Source organism: Nocardia sp. CC213A, assembly GCF_030766805.1.
GTDB classification, from domain to species: domain Bacteria; phylum Actinomycetota; class Actinomycetes; order Mycobacteriales; family Mycobacteriaceae; genus Nocardia; species Nocardia otitidiscaviarum.
The window spans coordinates 1-19,407 of sequence record NZ_JASFXA010000011.1; the positions used below are offsets into that span (position 1 = coordinate 1).

Below are 19,407 nucleotides of genomic sequence, written 5' to 3' on the forward strand. Positions count from 1 at the left end.
GTGGAATCGGTGCGGTGTCGGATGGCGGCACTGTCGCACCGCATGATCGCCGAAGTCGAATCCCGGCATCTGTGGGAGCGTGCCGGGGCCAAGGGGATGCGCGGCTATCTGATCGACGTGCTGCGCCTGTCGGCCGCCGAGGCCGGGGCACGGGTACGGGCCTCGATCCCGTTGCGGCCGCGCGCGTTCTGTGGAGAACCGGGTCCGGCGTTGTTGCCGACCACGGCGGCGTTGCAGGCCGAGGGCACGATCTCGCCTGAGCACGCGCGGGTGATCATGCGGGTGATGGACCGCATCCCCAACGCGGTGCCCGTCGAGACGCAGGCCGAGGCCGAACAGCAGCTCGCCCGCGCGGCGAGCCAGATGCCGCCGGAGTACGTGACCAAGGTCGGGCACGTGCTGCTGTCGTGCCTGGACCCGGACGGGGTCCTCACCAGCGACGACGACCGCGCCCGCCGCCGCGAGCTCTGGGTGGGCAAACAACGCGTGGACGGTATGAGTGAGGTCAAGGGCGTGCTGGATCCGCAACTGCGGGCGTTGTTGGATGTGGTGTTGGCGAAGTGGGCGCGTCCGGGGATGTGTAATCCCGAGGATCCCGACAGCCCCCGGATGGGGCCGGGTGCGGTCGACAAGGATCTCATGGAGGTGGCGGCGCGGCGGGACCGGCGTAGTGCCGGGCAGCGTAACCACGACGCGGTGAAAGCGTTCCTGGCGGCCGGGGGCGGTCCGGAGAACCTGGGGAGTCATCGGGGTGTGCCGGTGTCGGTGGTGTTGACGATGAGTCTCACCGACTTGCAGGCCGGAACCGGGTACGCCCACACCGCATCGGGGTCGGTGATGTCGATCCCCGATGCGTTGCGGATGGCCGAGGGCAGCTACCCGTTGTTGATGCTGTTCGACGGCAAAGGACTCCCGTTGCATTTGGGGCGGGGGAAGTATCGCCTGGCGTCGTCGTGGCAGCGGTTGGCGTGTATCGCCGCCGACCGAGGCTGTACCCGCCCCGGGTGTGAGGCTCCCGCGACGATGTGCGCGGTGCATCACATGATCCCGTGGTTGCGGGGTGGTCGTACCGATATCGAGAACCTGACGTTGGTGTGCGACCGCTGCCACGCCCAGATCCCCGAGGATGCTGAGGATCCGACCGGGTGGGCCACCCTCGGACGCGGCAACAGCATCGGCGGCGGCAGCGGTGGCGGCAACCGCAGCAACGGCGGTGTCGGTAGCGGCCGGTATCCGGGTCGTGTCGCGTGGGCACCCCCGACCCGCATCGATCCGGCACGGGCACCCCGGGTGAATCTGCATCACCATCCCGAGCAGTGGCTCACCGATGCCCCGACCCGGCACGGTGCCGACCATCTCGACCGGTCCGGTCACCGTCACCGCGACCACCGAACAGCCGATCGACGACCCACCGGCCATCACGACCGGTCGTCGACAGACCACCGCACCCACCGCCCGGACCCGACCCGAGGCGATCACTTACGCCAATAACCACACCCCGCAAAGGCCCGTCTCGAGAACGCAACCCCAGCCAGTCCGTGGGCTGGGATAGACGCGCGCGGCACCCGACCCGGCGTCAGCGAAAGCCAGGTAAGGCACCCAACGCAACCACACTCATCCTTGAAATCTCTACGGCAACACCCAACTACTCACGCTGGCCTCGAATGCCGAAGTGACATACGTGCGGAACATATCGGTCCACGCATGTTCCACGCCGCCAGTCCCACGCATTGGCCGGACCCGACGCAACGCCTCGACATCCCGCCCCGACCAGGACGAAGACCCGTCCGTGACACGGAAATCAGATGTCCTCCACCGACTCCGGCTCGACATCCACAATCTCACCCATATGACCGAGCAGCTCACGGGTGTCCCGTCCATCGCTGTCGAGTTCGGCGACCTGCTCGACGGTCAGCGGCCAGCCGTCGTCGCCGACCGGCCAGATGCCGTCGTCACGGTGCTGAAAGGAGATCGGCCCGCCGTCGCGGCCATTGCGGCGTTCCGCCTCGTCTCCGATCATGCGTCGCTCCCGGCGCGTCGGGTGCACCAGCACGCCCGGCGGATCCCCGCGCCTACCCCACTCATACCCTCACGCTACGGTCGCGCGGGTGTTCTCGTAGCGAATCCGCGAAGCGAAATCGTCGTTTTCGAGAGATTGGAACCACGGTTCGCGGGCAACCCCGCGGTTCCCCTCCCTTTCGCTCGGATCCCTCCACCGCCTGCGGCTATGGCGCGCAGCGAAATGCGGCGGGTTCGGCGGAGCCGTGGTCCGCGCCAGATCGCGCGTCGGCCACTCGGATCGATCTTTTACGCAGCGGAAACAGGTCTGGGGCGAGGTGTGCCGTGGTGGTGTCGGTGGGGATGCGGATACTGGATTCGTAGACCCAGCGAGTGTGGTTACGGCACAGGCGGGGACGGTGGGAGTGATGCCAATGGTGTTGGCACTGTGGGATTCCCCTCACCGGCCACGCCGATCCGGGGCCGCGGCATACGATCCAGTGTTTGGATCATTCGGGAAGGCGATCATGGATCGAGAGGCGTTCGTCGCAGTGATGAACGAGGCGAGCGGCATGTTGGACCAGGGACAGGCGGTGGAGGCGCTGGAGCGGCTCACCGCGTTCGACGACTCGCTGCTGGACCAACCCGACCCGAAGGACTACGGCTGGATCGTGTCCTACCGCTTTCGAGCCGCCTTCGCCGCCGCGGATTTCGCGCAGGCGCTACGCATCGCGGAGAGCGGTCCGGCGCGATTCGCGGCCGATATCCCGGCCGGGAGCATGGCGACCATGTACTCCATGGCCGTGGAGGCGGCCACACAGCTGGACCGGGCCGATGTGGCGGTGTCCATGGCGGACAAGTGCATCGCGATTCGCCGCCAGCTCGGGGCGGAGAACGAGGTGCTGATGGCGGCCATGACCGCCTGCACCCTGCTCGGGGACATCGAAAGGCACGATCTCGCCACTCCGTACGCGGTGCTGCTGGTACGCGAGGGGGAGGGGTTCGACGACTACCGCTCCTACGGGTACTACGCACTGTGCGCCGCCGTGGAACACCAGGTCGGCGGGGACGTGTTCGACATTCTGTGGGCCGGTCGCGACTGGCTGACCGGCGTGGACAACGAATTCGCCCGGGAGGCACGCGAATACCTCGACAGCGCGCCCGCCATCAAGGACCGCATCGCCGGAGTGCACGGCACCGGTGCGCAGCTGCCGGCCGACCCGCCGTTCCCGGACGGCGCGGCAGCGGACGCGGCATCCGGCCCGGACCTGCTCACACCCGGCAAGGCCCCCTTCGCCGCCGCCGACCCGGCCGCCCCGGACCTCGACCCGCTGGGTCTGCCGACCGTGAGCAGCGGCGCGGCCGACGAACATCCCGCACCGCCGAACCGTCGTGCCGCGGAGCCGCTTCCACCGGAACGGGACGGCGGCGGGATGACCACGCCGTCGGGCCGACACGCCGAGACCTCGACGCCACCGCCCGAATCGGACGCCGACGCTGCGCTGTCACTGCCGGACCAGGAGGTCGGGAGCCTGCCGCCGCTGCCGGGCCGCCACGCCGGGGACCGACCGCTGCGGCCGGACGGGGAGACCGGGGACCTGCCGCCGCTGCCTGGCCGACATACCGGGGATCGGCCCCCGCTGCCGGACCGGGAGACCGGGGGCCTGCCGCCGCTGCCGGGCCGCCACGCCGGGGGCCCGCCGCCAGTGCTGGACCGGGAGGCTCGGATTCCGTCCCCGTCGGCGGAACGCGCCGCCGGTGACCTGCCGCCGACGCCGGACGAGGAACCGGGCGGCTTGCCGCCATTGCCGGGGCGCGGTGGGGGACTGCCATCGTTACCTGATCGGGAGGCCGGGGGGCTACCGCCACTGTCGGGGCGGGACAGCGGGGGGTTTTCGCTTGTGCCCGATACGGACCCGGCTCCCGAAGCGGACCGTGGCGGGCCGCCGCCACCGGCGGGAGCGGATGGCGGGGGATTCCCCAGCGGGGATACCGCGGAGCCGGATATCTCCGGACTGCCGCCGCTGCCCGGACGGCGCAGGTCCGGGCGATCATCGCTGGACGCCGAGTCGCCCATACCGGACGTCGGCGCACCGCCGGGACTGCCGCCGCTGCCCACCCGCGGCGAGCGCGCCGACGCCCCGTTCGCCGATCCCGGCTCGTCGAACGTGATTCCACCGTTCGGCCAGTTGGCCGGTTCCGCCGCGGACGTGTCGTTCGACGAATTCGCCGCGCCGGAGAACGCATTCGGGGAACCGGTCCCGGCTCGGCCGTTCTCGGCGGCTCTTCCGCCGCCCACCGACCCCTCCACCATGCTGCTCGACATGCATTCGGTCGCGGCCCCGGCCCCGCAGGACGCGGCGCTCCCGGCGGACGGACCCAAGCAGCCCCCCGCCGATCAGTGCGCGGGCGGGGAGACCGCCGACGCGCTGCTGGCGGCGGGCCGGGCGCAATTGGCAGCCTCCGCGTTCCGCGCACTGATCGACGACGCGCTGGAGGCCGGACAGCCCGATCCGCTCATCATGGCGAAATCGGTGCTGGGCCTGCTGACCGCGCTCATCTTCGACGACCGGGTGGCGGAGGCGCACGCGGTGTGGACCGACAACAGCGGCCCGACCTATTTGGGCATCTGGGCGCTGGAGAACGGTCAGACCTCCGTCCACGACGCCGTCGCCTACGCGCTCATCGAGGCGTTCCTGCATTCGCTGGGCACCGGCGACCCGATCACCTCCGCGAATGCCGTCGACGCCCTGATGTCGCGCTGCCTCGATTTCGCCTTCGCGCAGGACCTCGACGCGATCGGCCCCATGCTCAATACCTGGCGTCGCCACATTCACGAGATCTTCGAGGGCACCCCGCCACCGCCGGCGCTGGCCGCCGTGCAGCACGCCGAGCAGCGCTGGGGCCACCCGGTCCCGCCCGGCCCGCTGTACTGGATGCGCCCCTACCGCTGGGTGGTGGACTGGCTGTGAGCACCGGTTAGGCTCGGGACCCATGGCAGCCGAACAGACCGAGATCTGGCACAACCCGCAGTGCTCGAAGAGCCGGGCGGCGAAGGCGGTGCTCGATGCCGCCGGCGGCGATTACGTGGAACGCCGGTACCTCGACAATCCGCCCACCGCGGCGGAGCTGCGCGCGGTGCTGGCGAAACTCGGCCTGGAACCGTGGGACATCACCCGCACCGCCGAGGCGCAGGCGAAGGAACTCGGCGTCTCGAGCTGGGGCCGCACCCCCGCCGACCGTGACCGCTGGATCACCGCCCTGGCCGAGCATCCGCGGCTGATCCAGCGCCCGATCGTGCTGACCGCCGACGGTCGCGCCGTCGTCGCCCGCGACCAGGACTCGCTCACCACGCTGCTCTGACAACGGGTCGGGGCACACGCGACGAGAATCCGCGCCGTGCCACCATCCGCGGATTCTCGAAGCCGGGTGGCCCGCACAGTTCGGCACCCGCGCCTACGTCGTCCGCGCGTCCGCTGCCCGGTATCGCGGTCCGGGCCGCATGCCGTTGCCAGGCGGGTGCCGGTCAGATGTGCTCGGCCGCCACCGGTTCCAGCGGAAATGGCGGTTCGCCAGTCCCGGCGATGCGTAGATTTCCCCAGGGATCCCGTTCCTCGAGTCGGGCGGGCACCGGCTCCCGCCCTGGCAGCGCCAGATATACCCGGGCCCGGCCGGGGTCGGGCAATTCCGTCCCCGGGGTGGCGCTGATCCGCCCGTACCAGTGATACCGCCCGTCGATCGGATCGGGATAGCCGCCGAGCGTGACGGTCACCGGCAGCTCCATTCCGGGCGCGTCCAGTAGGGCCGGACCCGAATACTCGTGCGCCGGTTCGCGATCGGCGGGCACGGTGAGATCGAAATGCCCGAGATTCGGGCGGCGCAGCGTGCGCCAGTAGGAGACGCTGGATCCCGGCCACGCCGCCCGGTTCACCCCGTGCTCGTCGAGATACCAGCTGTCGCAGCCGCCCGAATTCCAGACGGTGCCCGCCAGTTTCGCCTGGATCCTGCGGTTGAACTCGTGCTGGGTCCCGGCCCGCGCCTCCACCCGCGTGCTGCCATTGCGCCGCGCCGACTCCAGGCACTGCCGGATATAGCGGGCCTGCGCCTCGATCATGAACACGATGGACTGATTGCCGCCGCCGGAATTCGGTCCCATGATGAGGAACAGATTGGGGAAGCCGTGCACGGCGACCCCGAGGAACGCTTCCATTCCGCTCTGCCATGCGTCGCGCAGGGAACGACCGTTCGCGCCCACCACATGCTGCTCGGCGAACCGGTCGGCGACCTGGAACCCGGTGCCGTAGACGATGGCGTCGAACTCCCGGTGCACCCCGTCGGCCGTGGTGATACCGGTCGGGTCGATCCGGTCGATCTGGTCGGTCACCAATTCGACGTTCTCCCGCTGTAGCGCGGGGTAGTAGTCGTCGGACACCAGAATCCGCTTGCAGCCCAAGCGGTACGCGGGGGTGAGCCGCCGCCGCAGCTCGGGATCGCGCACCTGGCGGCGCAGGTGCCCGCGCGCCAGGAACTCGAACCGCCGCATGACCTCCGGCCGCAGGAAGCCCACGATCGACGACTCGTAACCCCAGTAGGTGACCCACCGGTACAGCCGCTGGGTCCCCGGCACCAGCCGGAACATCCGCCGCTCCCACGTCGACAGCGCCCGATCCGGTTTCGGGATCACCCAGTGCGGGGTGCGCTGGAACACCGACACCCGCGCGGCGTCGCGTGCGATCTCCGGCACGAACTGCACCGCACTGGCACCGGTGCCGATCACCGCGATGCGCTGCCCGGCGGGATCGAAGTCACGATCCCAGCGCGCGGAGTGAAAACTCGTGCCGCCGAACGTGTCCCGCCCCGGAAAGTCGGGGACGGCGGGTATGTGCAGCGGCCCGGCCGCCAGCACCACGAACCGCGGCCGGAACCGTGTCCCATCGGCGAGGCGCACCTCCCAGCGGTCGGCGTCGTCGTCGAAATCCAGGGCCGTCACCTCGGCGCGCAGCCACAGCCGCTCGCGCAGCCCGAACCGGTCCACGGTGCGTTTCAGGTAGTCGAGGATCTCGTCCTGGCGGGCGAACAGCCGCGTCCACTCCCGATTGGGCGCGTAGGAGAACGAGTAGAGCAGTGACATGACATCGCAGGCGCAGCCGGGATAGGTGTTCTCCCACCAGGTTCCGCCGACCTCGGCCGACTTCTCCAGGATGACGAAATCCTCGAATCCGGCCCGCCGCAGTTCGATGGCGGTGCCGATACCCCCGAAACCCGCACCGACGATGACGATTTCGGGTTCGCTCATGCCATCAGCCCCCGGCGTCGCCAGATCGCCTTGCCGATCGGGCCGATGAGCCCGTGCTTGTCCAGGAATCCGGCGAGGTTCGCCGCGCCCGCGCCGAGCGTGCGCTTGGCGTACGGGTTCTCGCGGGCGATCCGACGGGCGGCGCGCCCGTCCAGTCCGGCCCGCTCGTACATGTGTCGATTGGTCAGCAGATGGACGAACAGCGGCGCGGCCACCGCGACACACAGCCGGGTGTAGGCGAGTTCGGCCTTCGACATGGAGCCGACCCGCCGCGCCAGGGCGTCGCGGGCGAATCCGATATGCCGCGCCTCCTCGGTGACGTGTACCCGCATGGCCCGCGCCACCAGTGGTTGCAGTTCGGGATCGTCGAGGGTGCGGCGCTGCACGGCGTCGAAGATCTCCTCGCCCACCAGCGCACCCACCCACACCATGGACCCGCGCAGGAACAGCTGCAAGCCGGAGATCGCCACCCGCCCACCGGCATTGGGCCAGTACGGGCGGGCCTCGATGCGGTCGACGAGTTTGCCGAACATCATCATGTGGCGGCATTCGTCACCCATCTCGGTGAGGGTGTAGTGCGACTGCCGGGAGGTGGGGTCGCCGTTCATGAGTTCGCGCAGCAGCAGGCGGTTGAGCAGGTTCTCGAACCAGATCCCGACCGACAGCACATTGGCCAACTCCTGGCGGGACAGTTCGCGGCGCTGCGCCGGGCTCAGCGCCGCCCAGAGTTCGGTGCCGTAGAGCGATACGACCTCGGGTGGCAGGAAGAATTTCTCGGGGTCGAGCGGGGCGTCCCAATCCAGGTCCACCACCGGGTCGTAGGACTTCTTCGCCGATCCGCTCAGCAGGCGCTGCGCGAACGAATCGCGGGGGAGAAGGGTGGCCTCATTGCCCATGACAGCTCTCCGAACTCGAAGTTTCCGATACAAGCCGTTACATACACAGGTTAGTGAGACATGGTGTACCGGTCAACGTGCCCGTGGCTATCGTGACGCCTCCGCGATAGGGACCATCGAATACAGCCACCACCCCCGGCGCGGCAGATCGCAGCGCAATACCTGCACGTGCATGGGCGTCCAGTCGCCGCCCTCGGGCGGGCGGATGCGGACCGGTCGCCAGTTCATCGCGGCGGGCGGAATATCGGTCGACCACAGCCGCTCCCAGTCCGGGGACCCCTCGCACTGCCGGGTGACCTGCGCGATGCGTTCCGGCGGCGTGAGTCCCGGGGCCATGTGCCGGAAGGACTGGACCATGATGTGCGCCTCCCGCTCCCAGTCCTCGAGGACCAGGCGGGCGCGCGGGTCCAGCAGCATCCAGGTCATGATGTTGGTGCCCGGCTCCTGCCCCGGAAACGCCCGCGTATACGCGTCGTTCGCGGCGATCAGGTCCAGCGTGGGTGCGAGGTGGTAGCAGGCCGGATGCGGCAGGCTGTGCAGGAAGTCGAGTTCCACCGGGGTGGGCCGGGGCGCCGGGCCGGTCGGGACGGCCGCGGTGGGTTGCAGCACCTCGACGGCGTACGCCCGATACACCTCCGGTACCTGTAGCACGTCGAACAGCGCGCCGAGCGCCGTGGACGTGGGTGGTCGGGTGCCCTGTTCGAGCTTCTGGATGAGCGCGGCGGACACCCCGGCGCGGCGGGCCAGTTCGGCGCGGGTGAGACCCGATGCCTCGCGGCGCTCTCGGAGGTACCCCGCAATGGCCACCTGTGGTTCGACCACCGCGCACAACCTCCGACACCCACCGCTCACGACAATCCCGACTCAGCGGATGAAACTACCGTTCGGCGCGAACCCGTCGGACAGCCCACCCGGCGCGTGGACGGCGCCGGATCAGGATTCGATCCGGAAGACCGGGAAACCCGGTGCGATGGCGGCCAATTCGGCATCGGTGGCGTCCTTGGTGACACCCTCGAAGAACCGGCCGACCTCCCAGCCCCACTTCCGCAGGTACAGCCGCAACACCGGGATCTTGTCGGCATCGGCGACCTCGGCGGCGGTGAACACCTCCGTCCGGCGTCCGAGCCGCAGTTCCCCGCCGCCCGCGACGCGCAGGTTGCGCACCCACTGGGTGTGGCCGCGCGGGGCGACCAGGTAGCGCGAACCGTCGGGGGTGGTCAGCGGGTTGACGGTGGCGGTGCGCCATTCGCCGCTGGTGCGGCCGCGCACGGCCAGCAGGCGGGACCCGGCCACGCTGATGCCGAGTTTGCTCAGCCGGGTGGCGAGTCGGTTCACGAGCGGGTCGAGTCCGGAGGGGCCGATGTGGCGGTTGGCGGCGGTGTCGTTCATGACGTGTCCCTGTCTGCTGCACGAGCGTCAACTCTTGAGAGCGGTGCTCTCTGATGTGATCAGTGTGCACGCGGGGTTGCCGCACTGTCAAGAGCAGTGCTCTCGAAATGTTGCAGCGCTCCGAACCGTGGCACACTGTTGCGTATGAGTGCACCCAGGACCGCCCGCGCCCGGGCCCGCGCCGAGATCACCCGCGAGATCACCGATGCCGCCCGCCGCCAACTCGCCGAATCCGGTGCCGCCGCGTTGTCGCTGCGCGCCATCGCGCGCGAACTCGGCATGGTGTCCTCGGCGCTGTACCGGTACTTCCCGAGCCGCGACGATCTGCTCACCGCGCTGCTCATCGAGGCGTACGACACCATCGGCGCGAGCGTCGAAACCGCGGTGGCGCGGGCGGACGACCCGCGCGCGCAATGGCGGGCGGCGGCGCACGCGGTGCGCGAGTGGGGGCGTGCGCATCCGCACGAATACGCACTGCTCTACGGTTCCCCGGTACCCGGTTACGCGGCCCCGCAGACCACCGTCGACCCGGCCGCGCGGGTACCCCTCGCGGTGCTCGGCATTGTCGAACGGGCGTGGGCGGCGGGCACTCTCGCGGTTCCCGACGAGCACCTCGACCCGCTACTGGCCGAACAGATCGGTGCCCTCGCCGACCGGTTCACCCCGGGGGTGCCCGCGCCCGCGCTGGCCCGGACGGTGGTGGCCTGGACCCAGCTGTTCGGCGCGGTGAGCTTCGAACTCAACGGTCAACTGGTCGGGAGTATGGACCCGGCGGCGGCGTTCTTCGACTACGCGGTGGAGACCATGGCCGATCTGCTCGGACTCCGTGATGTGTGAGACAGGCCGTCTCGGGCAGCGCGGCGGCGCGCTAAGGTGAATTGATGACCAAGACCGGCGCGAACGATACCTCCCGCGCGGCGGACGGCCGCAGCACCCGCTGGAACGGTCACAAGGCCCGCCGCCGCGCGGATATGCTCGACGCCGCCCTCGCGGTGATCTCCGAGCACGGCGTGGAGATCTCGGTGCAGCAGATCGCCGACCGGCTGCGGGTACCGCGCCCGGTGGTGTACCGGCACTTCGACGGCCGCGCCGACCTGGACGAGCAGATCCGCCGCCACATCCTGGAATCGCTGCTCGCCGAACTGCTTCCGCGCCTGCGCCCGGACGGCACCCTGCGCGACGCCGTGCGCGGTGCGATCGGCACCTACGTGGGCTGGGTCGAGCGGCACCGGAACCTGCACCGCTTCCTCATCGCCGCCGATACCGCCGGGGACGCCTCCCGGGCCATGGCCGGCGCCCGCGACCGCATCGGCGGACAACTCGCCGACCTGTTCGCCACCACCCTCACCCGCTGGGGGATCGACGCGAATCGCGCGCGCCCCACGGCGTTCGGGATCATCGGCTTCGTGGACGGCGTGGTGAACAGCTGGCGCGCCGACCCCGCCTCCACCCTGACCTCCGAACAGGTCGAGGGCATTCTCACCGAATCGGTGCTGGCCCTGCTGGAGGGCAACGCCCGCAGCCTGGACGTGCCGCTGACCCGCGACAGCCTGGTCGCCGACCTGATCTCGCGGGCCGAAGCGCAGCACGCGAGCTGACACGCGGTCGCCGTCGACAGCGGTCGGCTCAGTCGGCCGCCACCGGTCGCCGATCCACCATCCGGGCCGCCAGCGGGAACAGCAGCACCGTCGCCGCGCCCGCCGCCACCAGCAGCGACGCCAGTTCGTCGGTCATGAGGTCGGCCGCGGTCGCGACCTCGGTGACGGCGACGATGATGGGCAGACCGGTCGCCGAGTACAGGGCCAGCTGTGCGCGCTCCCGGCCGGAGGTCAGGTTGCCGCCGTGGTCGAACCAGCGTTCGGCCAACCACACCGGCCCGCCGCGCGCCACCGCGATGGACACCACGAACAGCGCCCAGTGCAGCGGGTTCCCGGCGATGGCGGCCGGATCGATGCCCATCCCGGACACCACGAAGAACACCGGGATCAGGAAACCGAAACCCAAGGTGTTCAACTGGTTTTCGAGCCGGGGATCGGCCTCGCGCACCAGCGTGCGCAGGATCATACCCGCCGCGAACGCGCCCAGCACCACATCCAGATCGAACACCTCGGCAATGGCCATCAGCGTGAACAGCAGCAACAGCACCGTGCGCACCGGCAGCTGCACGGTGCCGCCGCCGAGTTCGACCAGCAGCCCGCGCAGATCCGGAATGCGGGCCAGCAGCCGCCGTGGCACCGCCGCCACCAGCGCGGCCGCGATGGCGAACAGCACCAGCACCACCACCGCCGCGAGCGGGTTGCGGCTGGACAGCAGCAGCGACATGGCCAGGATCGGCCCCAGTTCGCCGACCGCGCCGTGTCGCAGCACGGCCCGGCCCAGCGCGGAGTCGAGCATGCCGGCCTGTTTCAGGATCGGCAGCAGCGTGCCCAGCGCGGTGGAGGTCATGGCGATGGCGACCGCCACATGCGCGGTGAAACCGACCTCGGGGGCCGCCAGGGTCACCACCAGGGTGGCCAGCACCAGGCTCGCCACCCAGGTGAGCCAGGCCGCGGGACCGGATCGGCCGCGCAGCACCTGCGGATCGAGTTCGTAGCCCGCCAGCAGGAACAGCATGCCCAGCCCGAGCTGGGCGACCAGGTCGACCCCGCCCGCGGTCCCGGCCCAATCCAGGACGTGCGGCCCGATCAGCACGCCGAAACCCAGCAGCAGCACCACATCCGGCACGTAGCCGCGGGCCAGCCGGGCCAGCACCGTGGCGAGCACGGTGACCAGCGCGATCTGCAACAGCGACAGAATGGCCGACCGGGTGGGGTCCGCGGCCGCGGCGAGTACGGACATGCCGTCATCCTGCCCGCCCCCGACGGCCGGTCAGGACAAGGACACGGTGGTATTCGCTACCTGGTTGCCGATGCGCTGCCGCGTTCGGCGATCGCGCGGTAGCAGGCGTTCCACAGCCACTCCACCGGTCCGCGGTCGAACCGGCGCAGCCACAGGTGCGCGAACACCAGCATGGCCGCGGCGACCCCCAGGTAGACCGCGATGGTGAACGGCACCCGGGCGTCGGCGGAGACCCGGGCGGCCAGCCCCAGCCCCCAGCCGTAGCAGATGGTCGACGCCACCACATTCTGGAGGATGTAGCAGCTCAGCGCCATCCGGCCGACCTCACCGAACCGCCGCCCGACCCAGCCGGGGCGCGGCCGGTTCCGGTAGAACCAGGCCACCAGCCCCAGGATGCCGAGCGCCACGAACGGCGCGATCCCATAGCGGGTGATCAGGATCAGATCTCCGCCGCCGAAGACGCCCAGGCCCATGTCCAGTGGTGCGGCCACCGCGCCGATGATCATGAGCCACTTGCGGATTCGCCCGCCCTCGGGTGTGAACAGACCGGCCTGGAACAGCCGCGCGCCCACCAGGAACAGGGCGATGGACATGGGGAAGATGATGATGGTCTCCAGCCGGAACAGCAGCAGATGCTCCCAGCGGAACACCACCAGATCCCAGAACGACCCGTCCGCGTAGGGATTCGGATCCAGTGGCTCGGTGGGCCCGGAGTCCGACCGCGGCGCGAACAGCAGCGCCAGTGCGGCGAGGGCCAGGAAGGTCAGGTGGACGGCCGCCGTGGACAGCAGCCAGCGGCGCTGTGCGCGCGGGCTGGTGGCCAGGATGTAGGCCACCACCAGGCCGGTGACGGCATAGCCCATGAGCACGTCGAACTCGGTGAACAAAAGGAAGTGCAGCAGACCGTCGACGAACAGCAGCAGGGCCCGCCACGGATACTTGCCGGGCCAGGGCCGACCGGCCCGCGCCGCCGATCGCTGCTGGATAGCCAGCCCGATGCCGAACATGATGGTGAGCAGCCCCAGGAATTTGCCCTGCGCCACCTGCTGGAGCACACGTTCGGTCCACATCCAGGCGGTGTTCGCGGCCTCGGTGCCCTGGAGATAGCCGAGCAGGCCCGCCGGGTCGGTGAAGATCCAGATATTGGTGCCGAGGGTGCCGAGGATGGCGATTCCGCGCAGCACGTCCAGCGCGGCCACCCGGCTGGACGGCTGCGGTGCGGTGGGTCGGTCGGCGGGTCGCGCGCTGGTCGCGGACGCCGCGGTACTCGGAGCGGAAACCGGTTCGGGCATGCGGGAATTCTCCCGAACACCCCGGTCGCGGCGCGTCGCCCACAGGGATGACCACGGCTACGACTCGAGTCGTGGACCACCCCGAGCCGGGTCCGTCGTGCGGTGGTCGCGCCCGCCGCGCTCCGGCCCGCGTGACACCGCACTCGCCCCGGGCGCACCCGATTCCGCCCGGTGTCGCCTAGGCTCGTTCCCATGCAGCGCATCATCGGAATCGAGGTCGAGTACGGCATTTCCACGCCTACGGAGCCGTCGGCCAACCCGATTCTCACCTCCACCCAGGCGGTGCTCGCCTACGCCGCGGCCGAGGGCGTGCCGCGCGCCAAGCGCACCCGCTGGGATTACGAGGTGGAATCCCCGTTGCGCGACGCTCGTGGCTTCGACCTGGGCAGGCTCAACGGGCCCGCGCCGGTGATCGACGCCGACGAGGTGGGCGCGGCCAATATGATCCTCACCAACGGGGCTCGCCTCTACGTCGACCACGCCCACCCGGAATACTCCGCCCCCGAGGTGACCGATCCGCTGGACGCGGTCATCTGGGACAAGGCCGGCGAGCGCGTCATGGAGGCCGCCGCCCGCTACGCCTCCAGCGTGCCCGGCGCACCCCGCATGCAGCTCTACAAGAACAATGTGGACGGCAAGGGGGCCTCCTACGGCACCCACGAGAACTACCTGATGAACCGGGACACGCCGTTCAATCAGATCATCCTGGGTCTCACCCCGTTCTTCGCCTCCCGTCAGGTGGTGTGCGGCTCCGGGCGGGTGGGTATCGGCCAGTCCGGTGACCAGCCCGGATTCCAGCTGTCCCAGCGTGCCGACTACATCGAGGTGGAGGTCGGGCTGGAGACCACCCTCAAGCGCGGCATCATCAACACCCGCGACGAACCGCACGCCGACGCCGACAAATACCGCCGTCTGCACGTCATCATCGGCGACGCCAACCTCTCGGAGTGGTCCACCTACCTCAAGGTCGGCTCGACCGCGCTGGTGCTGGACCTCATCGAGGCGGGGGAGGACCTGTCCGATCTGCAACTGGCCCGCCCGGTCACCGCGGTGCACACCATCAGCCATGACCCCAGCCTGCGCGCCACCGTCGCCCTCGCCGACGGCCGCGAGCTGACCGGCCTTGCGCTGCAACGGATCTACCTGGACCGGGTGGAGAAGTACAACGACCGCATCGGCAACGACGATCCGCGCGTCACAGATGTCATCGACAAGTGGGCGCACGTGCTGGACCTGCTCGAGCGCGACCCCATGGAAACCGCCGACCTGCTCGACTGGACCGCGAAACTGCGCCTGCTGGAAGGGATTCGCAATCGCGAGGGGCTGGGCTGGGCGGCGCCGAAACTGCACCTGGTGGACCTGCAGTACTCGGATGTGCGGCTGGACAAGGGGCTCTACAACCGCCTGGTGGCGCGCGGCTCCATGCGGCGGCTGGTGACCGAACAGCAGGTCACCGACGCCATGACCAATCCGCCCACCGATACCCGGGCCTACTTCCGGGGCGAGTGCCTGCGCCGCTTCGGGGCCGATATCGCCGCCGCCAGCTGGGATTCGGTGATTTTCGACCTCGGCGGGGATTCGCTGGTGCGCATTCCCACCCTGGAACCGCGCCGGGGGACGAAATCGCATGTCGGCACGCTGCTCGACAGCGCGCACACCGCCGCCGAGCTGGTGGATCAGCTCACCCACTGAGTTTCGCCGGGAGCGAAATCAGGTATTGCGCGGGTGTTGCGGCCGGGGCACATTGCGGGCGAATCCCGCATGATGTCGTCTCGGCTGGGTAGTGTTGTGGGACGAGATCGGTTTCGAACGTCCGTTCTCGCCGATGATCAGTACAGAGGAGGTCGGCTGCTATGGCACAAGAGCAGACCAAGCGCGCCGGTGGCGGCGACGAGGACGAGGGCCCCGTCGACGGGGGAGCGGGACAGGAGCGCCGCGAGAAGCTGGCGGAGGACACCGACGACCTGCTCGACGAGATCGATGACGTCCTCGAGGAGAACGCGGAAGACTTCGTGCGCGCCTACGTTCAGAAGGGCGGCCAGTGACAGCGGGTGACCCCTTGCGTCTCCACACGGGGTACGCCCTCTCCTCCTTCTCCGAATATCTGCGAGTGAACGCGCCGGAACTGTTGCCCGCCAACAAGTTCCGGTCCGACGGCGGGCACACCAGCGGTGTCGCGCCGTCGGATTTCGCACCGCACGGCACCACCATCGTCGCGGTCTCCTACCGCGGCGGGGTGGTGATCGCCGGTGACCGGCGCGCCACCCAGGGCAATCTGCTGGCCAGCCGGGATATCGAGAAGGTATACATCACCGACTCGTACTCGGCGGCCGGGATCGCGGGCACCGCGGGTATGGCGATCGAGATGATCCGGCTCTTCGCCGTGGAGCTCGAGTACTACGAGAAGATCGAGGGCGTCCCGCTCACCTTCGACGGCAAATCCAACAAGCTGTCGAAGATGGTGCGCGACAATCTGCCCGCGGCGTTGCAGGGCCTGGCGGTCGTGCCGCTGCTGGTGGGCTTCGATCCGTCCGCGCTGGACCCCGATCGGGCCGGGCGCATCGTGTCCTACGACGTGGTGGGCGGACGCAGCGAGGAGCGGTTCGGGTACACCGCCGTGGGCTCGGGTTCGCTGTTCGCCAAATCGTCGCTGAAGAAGACCTACAGCCGCGGCCTCGACCAGGAACGAGCGCTGCGCATCGCGGTCGAGTCGCTGTTCGACGCGGCCGATGACGACACCGCCACCGGCGGCCCGGACACCATGCGCGGGATCTACCCCACGGCCATCACCATCGATGCCGAGGGCGCGGCGGAAGTGACCGAGGACCGGCTGGCAGAGATTACGCGGGCCATCGTGGACGATCGCGTCGCGGCGGCCGCTGAAGGGAGCGGCGAAGCATGACACTGCCGTACTACGCGTCGGCCGAACAGATCATGCGCGACAAGACCGAGCTTGCGCGCAAGGGCATCGCTCGCGGCCGCAGTGTCGTGGTGTTGGTGTACGACAAGGGCGTGCTGTTCGTCGCCGAGAACCCCTCGGCGACCCTGCACAAGGTGAGTGAGCTGTACGACCGGGTCGGGTTCGCCGCGGTCGGCAAGTACAACGAGTTCGAGAATCTGCGCCGGGGCGGCATTCTGCAGGCCGACCTGCGCGGCTACCAGTACGACCGGCGGGATGTGACCGGCCGGGCGCTGGCCAATATGTACGCCTCCACGCTGGGGTCCATCTTCACCGATCAGCTCAAGCCGTTCGAGGTGGAGATCTGCATCGGCGAGGTCGGCTATCCGGAGCAGGATCCGGATGCGGTGCTGTACCGGATCAACTTCGACGGTTCGATAGTCGACGAGCGGGAATTCGTGGTCATGGGCGGCAATACCGAACCCATCCAGACCGCTCTCAAGGCGTCCTATCGACCCGGCCTGGATCTGCACTCGGCAATGGGTGTGGCATTGCAGGCACTGCAGAAGGGCGCGCCCGAGGCCGAAAAGGATCGCAAGCCGCTCGGCGTCGGATCCCTGGAGGTGGCAACCCTGGAGCAAGCCCGGCCCCGGCGGGCGTTCCGCCGCATTCCGGCGGCGACTCTCCAGGATGTGATCACCGGTAGAACCAGCGAGTCGACCTCGGCCGACGCGGCCGAGAAACCGTCGGCGGGAGATCCGTCGAACCCGTAGCAATTCGATTCGACCAGAGACGAAAACGGCCCCCTTTGCACGCTGCGCAGCAGAGTGCGACGGGGGCTTGTTTTATGGCTGCTCGCAGGGGATGCGGCGTTGCATTCCGTGCTGAATCGTTGTCAAGACGTATGCATCGGGATCGTTCGACCGCCCTTGCGCGGCTGTCTCTCGCTGTAATGTCGATGGTGTGCAGCGACGAATTATGGGGATCGAGACCGAATTCGGGGTGACGTGTACGTTCCACGGTCACCGTCGGTTGAGCCCTGACGAGGTGGCCCGGTATCTGTTCCGCCGGGTGGTTTCCTGGGGCCGTAGCTCGAACGTGTTCCTCCGCAACGGTGCCCGGCTCTACCTCGATGTCGGCTCCCACCCGGAGTACGCGACGGCCGAATGCGACAGCCTGGTGCAGCTGGTCACCCACGACCGGGCCGGCGAGCGGGTCCTCGAGGATCTGCTCATCGACGCCGAGCAGCGCTTGGCGGAGGAAGGGATCGGCGGGGACATCTACCTGTTCAAGAACAACACCGACTCGGCGGGCAACTCCTACGGCTGCCACGAGAACTTCCTGGTGGTGCGGGCCGGTGAATTCTCCCGCATCTCCGATGTGCTGCTGCCGTTCCTGGTGACCCGCCAGCTCATCTGCGGTGCGGGCAAGGTGCTGCAGACGCCCAAGGCGGCCACGTTCTGCCTGTCGCAGCGCGCCGAGCACATCTGGGAGGGCGTCTCCTCGGCCACCACCCGCTCCCGGCCCATCATCAACACCCGCGACGAGCCGCACGCCGACGCGGAGAAGTACCGGCGGCTGCACGTCATCGTCGGCGACTCCAATATGGCGGAGCCGACCACCATGCTGAAGGTGGGCACGGCCTCGCTGGTGCTGGAGATGATCGAGGCGGGGGTGTCGTTCCGAGACTTCGCGCTGGACAATCCGATTCGCGCCATCCGCGAGGTGAGCCACGATCTGACCGGTCGCCGCCCGGTGCGGCTGGCGGGCGGGCGGCAGGCGTCCGCGCTGGACATCCAGCGCGAGTACTACGCCCGCGCGGTCGAACATCTACGCAACCGCGAACGCGATCCGCAGGTGGACGCCGTGGTGGATCTGTGGGGCCGCACCCTCGACGCCGTCGAGGCGCAGGACTTCGCCAAGGTCGACACCGAGATCGACTGGGTGATCAAGCGCAAGCTGTTCCAGCGCTACCAGGACCGCTACAGCATGGAGCTGTCCGACCCCAAGATCGCCCAGCTGGACCTGGCCTACCACGACATCAAGCGCGGTCGCGGTGTGTTCGACCTGTTGCAGCGCAAGGGCCTGGCCAAGCGGGTGACCGAGGACGACGCCGTGGACGCGGCGGTCACCACGCCCCCGCAGACCACCCGCGCCAAACTGCGCGGCGATTTCATCACCGCCGCCCAGGAGGCGGGCCGCGATTTCACCGTCGACTGGGTCCACCTCAAGCTCAACGACCAGGCGCAGCGCACCGTGCTGTGCAAGGACCCGTTCCGTTCGGTCGACGAGCGCGTGGACCGGCTCATCGCCTCGATGTAGCGATCACACCGTCCGGTGGTGGCCGTAGCGCTACTATCGCGCTGTGGCCACCCTTCAGATTCGGGATCTCCCCGACGAGGACGCGGAGGTTTTTCGCCGCCGCGCCGCGGCAGCCGGGATGTCGCTGCAGGCATACATGCGGCGAGAATTGATCACCTTGGCGCGGCGGCCTACCAAATCCGAGGCGCTCGCGGCCATCAGAGAGTCCTTGGAACGTGATCCCGGCCCCGGTGCCGACGGTGATTCCATTCTCGAGGCGCTGCGGGAGTTGCGGGGTGACTGACGAGTATGTTGTGGACGCGTCGGCCATGGTCGACGCGTTCCTGCGCAACGATGCCGCCGGAGTGGCGACGGCTCGGATGATCGCTGAATCGATGTGCCAGGCGCCGCGTCTAATCGATGCCGAGGTGGGCAGCGACCTGCGTAGAGCGAACGAACGGGCCTTATCGGCAAGCGGACCGCACTGACCGGGATGCG

The 19,407-nt window shown here is 69.2% G+C and carries 19 protein-coding genes; 12 read left to right on the forward strand and 7 right to left on the reverse strand.

From position 1 onward, the window contains the following. Positions 1-1,491, forward strand: a 1,491-nt coding sequence (locus tag QJS31_RS20630) for an HNH endonuclease signature motif containing protein (protein ID WP_306357455.1), incomplete at its 5' end; no start/stop codon positions are given. A 310-nt stretch (positions 1,492-1,801) separates the two neighbouring features. On the opposite strand, the gene QJS31_RS20635 is transcribed toward QJS31_RS20630, so the two are convergent. Continuing rightward, complete coding sequence (locus tag QJS31_RS20635) at positions 1,802-2,020, reverse strand: hypothetical protein (protein ID WP_029928002.1); 219 nt, start codon at positions 2,018-2,020, stop codon at positions 1,802-1,804. Between the two features lie 505 nt (positions 2,021-2,525). Between QJS31_RS20635 and QJS31_RS20640 the strand changes: the two genes are divergently transcribed. Together QJS31_RS20640 and QJS31_RS20645 are read left to right on the forward strand one after the other, a co-directional pair. Continuing rightward, a complete protein-coding gene (locus tag QJS31_RS20640; RefSeq protein WP_306357456.1) occupies positions 2,526-4,970 on the forward strand; it encodes a hypothetical protein in 2,445 nt (814 codons plus the stop codon). A gap of 22 nt (positions 4,971-4,992) precedes the next feature. Further along, positions 4,993-5,361, forward strand: a complete 369-nt coding sequence (locus tag QJS31_RS20645; RefSeq protein WP_282778852.1) for an arsenate reductase family protein — start codon at positions 4,993-4,995, stop codon at positions 5,359-5,361. A 163-nt stretch (positions 5,362-5,524) separates the two neighbouring features. On the opposite strand, the gene QJS31_RS20650 is transcribed toward QJS31_RS20645, so the two are convergent. From QJS31_RS20650 to QJS31_RS20665, 4 genes are all read right to left on the reverse strand, one after another. Next, the gene (locus QJS31_RS20650) at positions 5,525-7,294 is read right to left on the reverse strand and encodes an FAD-dependent oxidoreductase (protein WP_306357457.1); all 1,770 of its coding nucleotides are present in this window, start codon (positions 7,292-7,294) and stop codon (positions 5,525-5,527) included. Continuing rightward, positions 7,291-8,190, reverse strand: a complete 900-nt coding sequence (locus QJS31_RS20655) for a diiron oxygenase (protein ID WP_282778848.1) — start codon at positions 8,188-8,190, stop codon at positions 7,291-7,293. Before QJS31_RS20655 ends, QJS31_RS20650 begins: the two co-directional genes overlap by 4 nt. An 87-nt stretch (positions 8,191-8,277) precedes the next feature. Next, complete coding sequence (locus tag QJS31_RS20660) at positions 8,278-9,012, reverse strand: helix-turn-helix domain-containing protein (RefSeq protein ID WP_282778846.1); 735 nt, start codon at positions 9,010-9,012, stop codon at positions 8,278-8,280. Positions 9,013-9,123: 111 nt separating this feature from the next. Further along, on the reverse strand, positions 9,124-9,579 hold the full coding sequence (locus QJS31_RS20665; RefSeq protein WP_282778844.1) for a nitroreductase/quinone reductase family protein: 456 nt from the start codon (positions 9,577-9,579) through the stop codon (positions 9,124-9,126). Positions 9,580-9,723: 144 nt separating this feature from the next. Between QJS31_RS20665 and QJS31_RS20670 the strand changes: the two genes are divergently transcribed. Both QJS31_RS20670 and QJS31_RS20675 read left to right on the forward strand, forming a co-directional pair. After that, complete coding sequence (locus tag QJS31_RS20670; RefSeq protein WP_282778842.1) at positions 9,724-10,416, forward strand: TetR/AcrR family transcriptional regulator; 693 nt, start codon at positions 9,724-9,726, stop codon at positions 10,414-10,416. 44 nt (positions 10,417-10,460) lie between these two features. Beyond that, positions 10,461-11,177 (forward strand): TetR/AcrR family transcriptional regulator, encoded by a 717-nt coding sequence (locus QJS31_RS20675; RefSeq protein WP_306357458.1) that lies wholly within the window; start codon positions 10,461-10,463, stop codon positions 11,175-11,177. A gap of 28 nt (positions 11,178-11,205) precedes the next feature. Here QJS31_RS20675 and QJS31_RS20680 read toward each other — a convergent pair whose 3' ends face one another. Next, positions 11,206-12,417 (reverse strand): cation:proton antiporter, encoded by a 1,212-nt coding sequence (locus tag QJS31_RS20680; protein ID WP_282778839.1) that lies wholly within the window; start codon positions 12,415-12,417, stop codon positions 11,206-11,208. Positions 12,418-12,473: 56 nt separating this feature from the next. After that, positions 12,474-13,709, reverse strand: coding sequence for a DUF418 domain-containing protein (locus QJS31_RS20685; RefSeq protein WP_282778838.1), 1,236 nt, complete (start codon positions 13,707-13,709; stop codon positions 12,474-12,476). A gap of 192 nt (positions 13,710-13,901) precedes the next feature. On the opposite strand from QJS31_RS20685, the gene dop reads away from it, so the two are divergent. The 7 genes from dop (at position 13,902) to QJS31_RS20720 (ending at position 19,397) form a co-directional block, all read left to right on the forward strand. Beyond that, positions 13,902-15,401, forward strand: coding sequence for a depupylase/deamidase Dop (gene dop / locus QJS31_RS20690; protein WP_039814479.1), 1,500 nt, complete (start codon positions 13,902-13,904; stop codon positions 15,399-15,401). Between the two features lie 161 nt (positions 15,402-15,562). After that, positions 15,563-15,754, forward strand: coding sequence for a ubiquitin-like protein Pup (locus QJS31_RS20695; protein ID WP_029927979.1), 192 nt, complete (start codon positions 15,563-15,565; stop codon positions 15,752-15,754). Next, a complete protein-coding gene (gene prcB / locus QJS31_RS20700; protein WP_282778837.1) occupies positions 15,751-16,611 on the forward strand; it encodes a proteasome subunit beta in 861 nt (286 codons plus the stop codon). The genes QJS31_RS20695 and prcB overlap by 4 nt, the downstream gene beginning before the upstream one ends. Further along, entirely contained in the window at positions 16,608-17,381 is a 774-nt protein-coding gene (gene prcA / locus QJS31_RS20705; RefSeq protein WP_282778835.1) for a proteasome subunit alpha, read from the forward strand. The genes prcB and prcA overlap by 4 nt, the downstream gene beginning before the upstream one ends. A 190-nt stretch (positions 17,382-17,571) precedes the next feature. Then, positions 17,572-18,930: a Pup--protein ligase gene (gene pafA, locus QJS31_RS20710; protein WP_029927975.1), complete on the forward strand. Its 1,359-nt coding sequence runs from the start codon at positions 17,572-17,574 to the stop codon at positions 18,928-18,930. 43 nt (positions 18,931-18,973) lie between these two features. Next, positions 18,974-19,213: an antitoxin gene (locus tag QJS31_RS20715; RefSeq protein WP_282778833.1), complete on the forward strand. Its 240-nt coding sequence runs from the start codon at positions 18,974-18,976 to the stop codon at positions 19,211-19,213. Next, positions 19,206-19,397, forward strand: coding sequence for a hypothetical protein (locus QJS31_RS20720; RefSeq protein ID WP_282778832.1), 192 nt, complete (start codon positions 19,206-19,208; stop codon positions 19,395-19,397). Before QJS31_RS20715 ends, QJS31_RS20720 begins: the two co-directional genes overlap by 8 nt. The last annotated feature ends 10 nt before the right edge of the window (positions 19,398-19,407 follow it).

What these genes read in the sequence shown, in the direction of transcription:
- QJS31_RS20635 (WP_029928002.1), bottom strand. Translation starts at nt 2,020, where the DNA reads ATGATCGGAGACGAGGCGGAACGCCGCAATGGCCGCGACGGCGGGCCG.
- QJS31_RS20640 (WP_306357456.1), top strand. Translation starts at nt 2,526, where the DNA reads ATGGATCGAGAGGCGTTCGTCGCAGTGATGAACGAGGCGAGCGGCATG.
- QJS31_RS20645 (WP_282778852.1), top strand. Translation starts at nt 4,993, where the DNA reads ATGGCAGCCGAACAGACCGAGATCTGGCACAACCCGCAGTGCTCGAAG.
- QJS31_RS20650 (WP_306357457.1), bottom strand. Translation starts at nt 7,294, where the DNA reads ATGAGCGAACCCGAAATCGTCATCGTCGGTGCGGGTTTCGGGGGTATC.
- QJS31_RS20655 (WP_282778848.1), bottom strand. Translation starts at nt 8,190, where the DNA reads ATGGGCAATGAGGCCACCCTTCTCCCCCGCGATTCGTTCGCGCAGCGC.
- QJS31_RS20665 (WP_282778844.1), bottom strand. Translation starts at nt 9,579, where the DNA reads ATGAACGACACCGCCGCCAACCGCCACATCGGCCCCTCCGGACTCGAC.
- QJS31_RS20670 (WP_282778842.1), top strand. Translation starts at nt 9,724, where the DNA reads ATGAGTGCACCCAGGACCGCCCGCGCCCGGGCCCGCGCCGAGATCACC.
- QJS31_RS20675 (WP_306357458.1), top strand. Translation starts at nt 10,461, where the DNA reads ATGACCAAGACCGGCGCGAACGATACCTCCCGCGCGGCGGACGGCCGC.
- QJS31_RS20680 (WP_282778839.1), bottom strand. Translation starts at nt 12,417, where the DNA reads ATGTCCGTACTCGCCGCGGCCGCGGACCCCACCCGGTCGGCCATTCTG.
- QJS31_RS20685 (WP_282778838.1), bottom strand. Translation starts at nt 13,709, where the DNA reads ATGCCCGAACCGGTTTCCGCTCCGAGTACCGCGGCGTCCGCGACCAGC.
- dop (WP_039814479.1), top strand. Translation starts at nt 13,902, where the DNA reads ATGCAGCGCATCATCGGAATCGAGGTCGAGTACGGCATTTCCACGCCT.
- QJS31_RS20695 (WP_029927979.1), top strand. Translation starts at nt 15,563, where the DNA reads ATGGCACAAGAGCAGACCAAGCGCGCCGGTGGCGGCGACGAGGACGAG.
- prcA (WP_282778835.1), top strand. Translation starts at nt 16,608, where the DNA reads ATGACACTGCCGTACTACGCGTCGGCCGAACAGATCATGCGCGACAAG.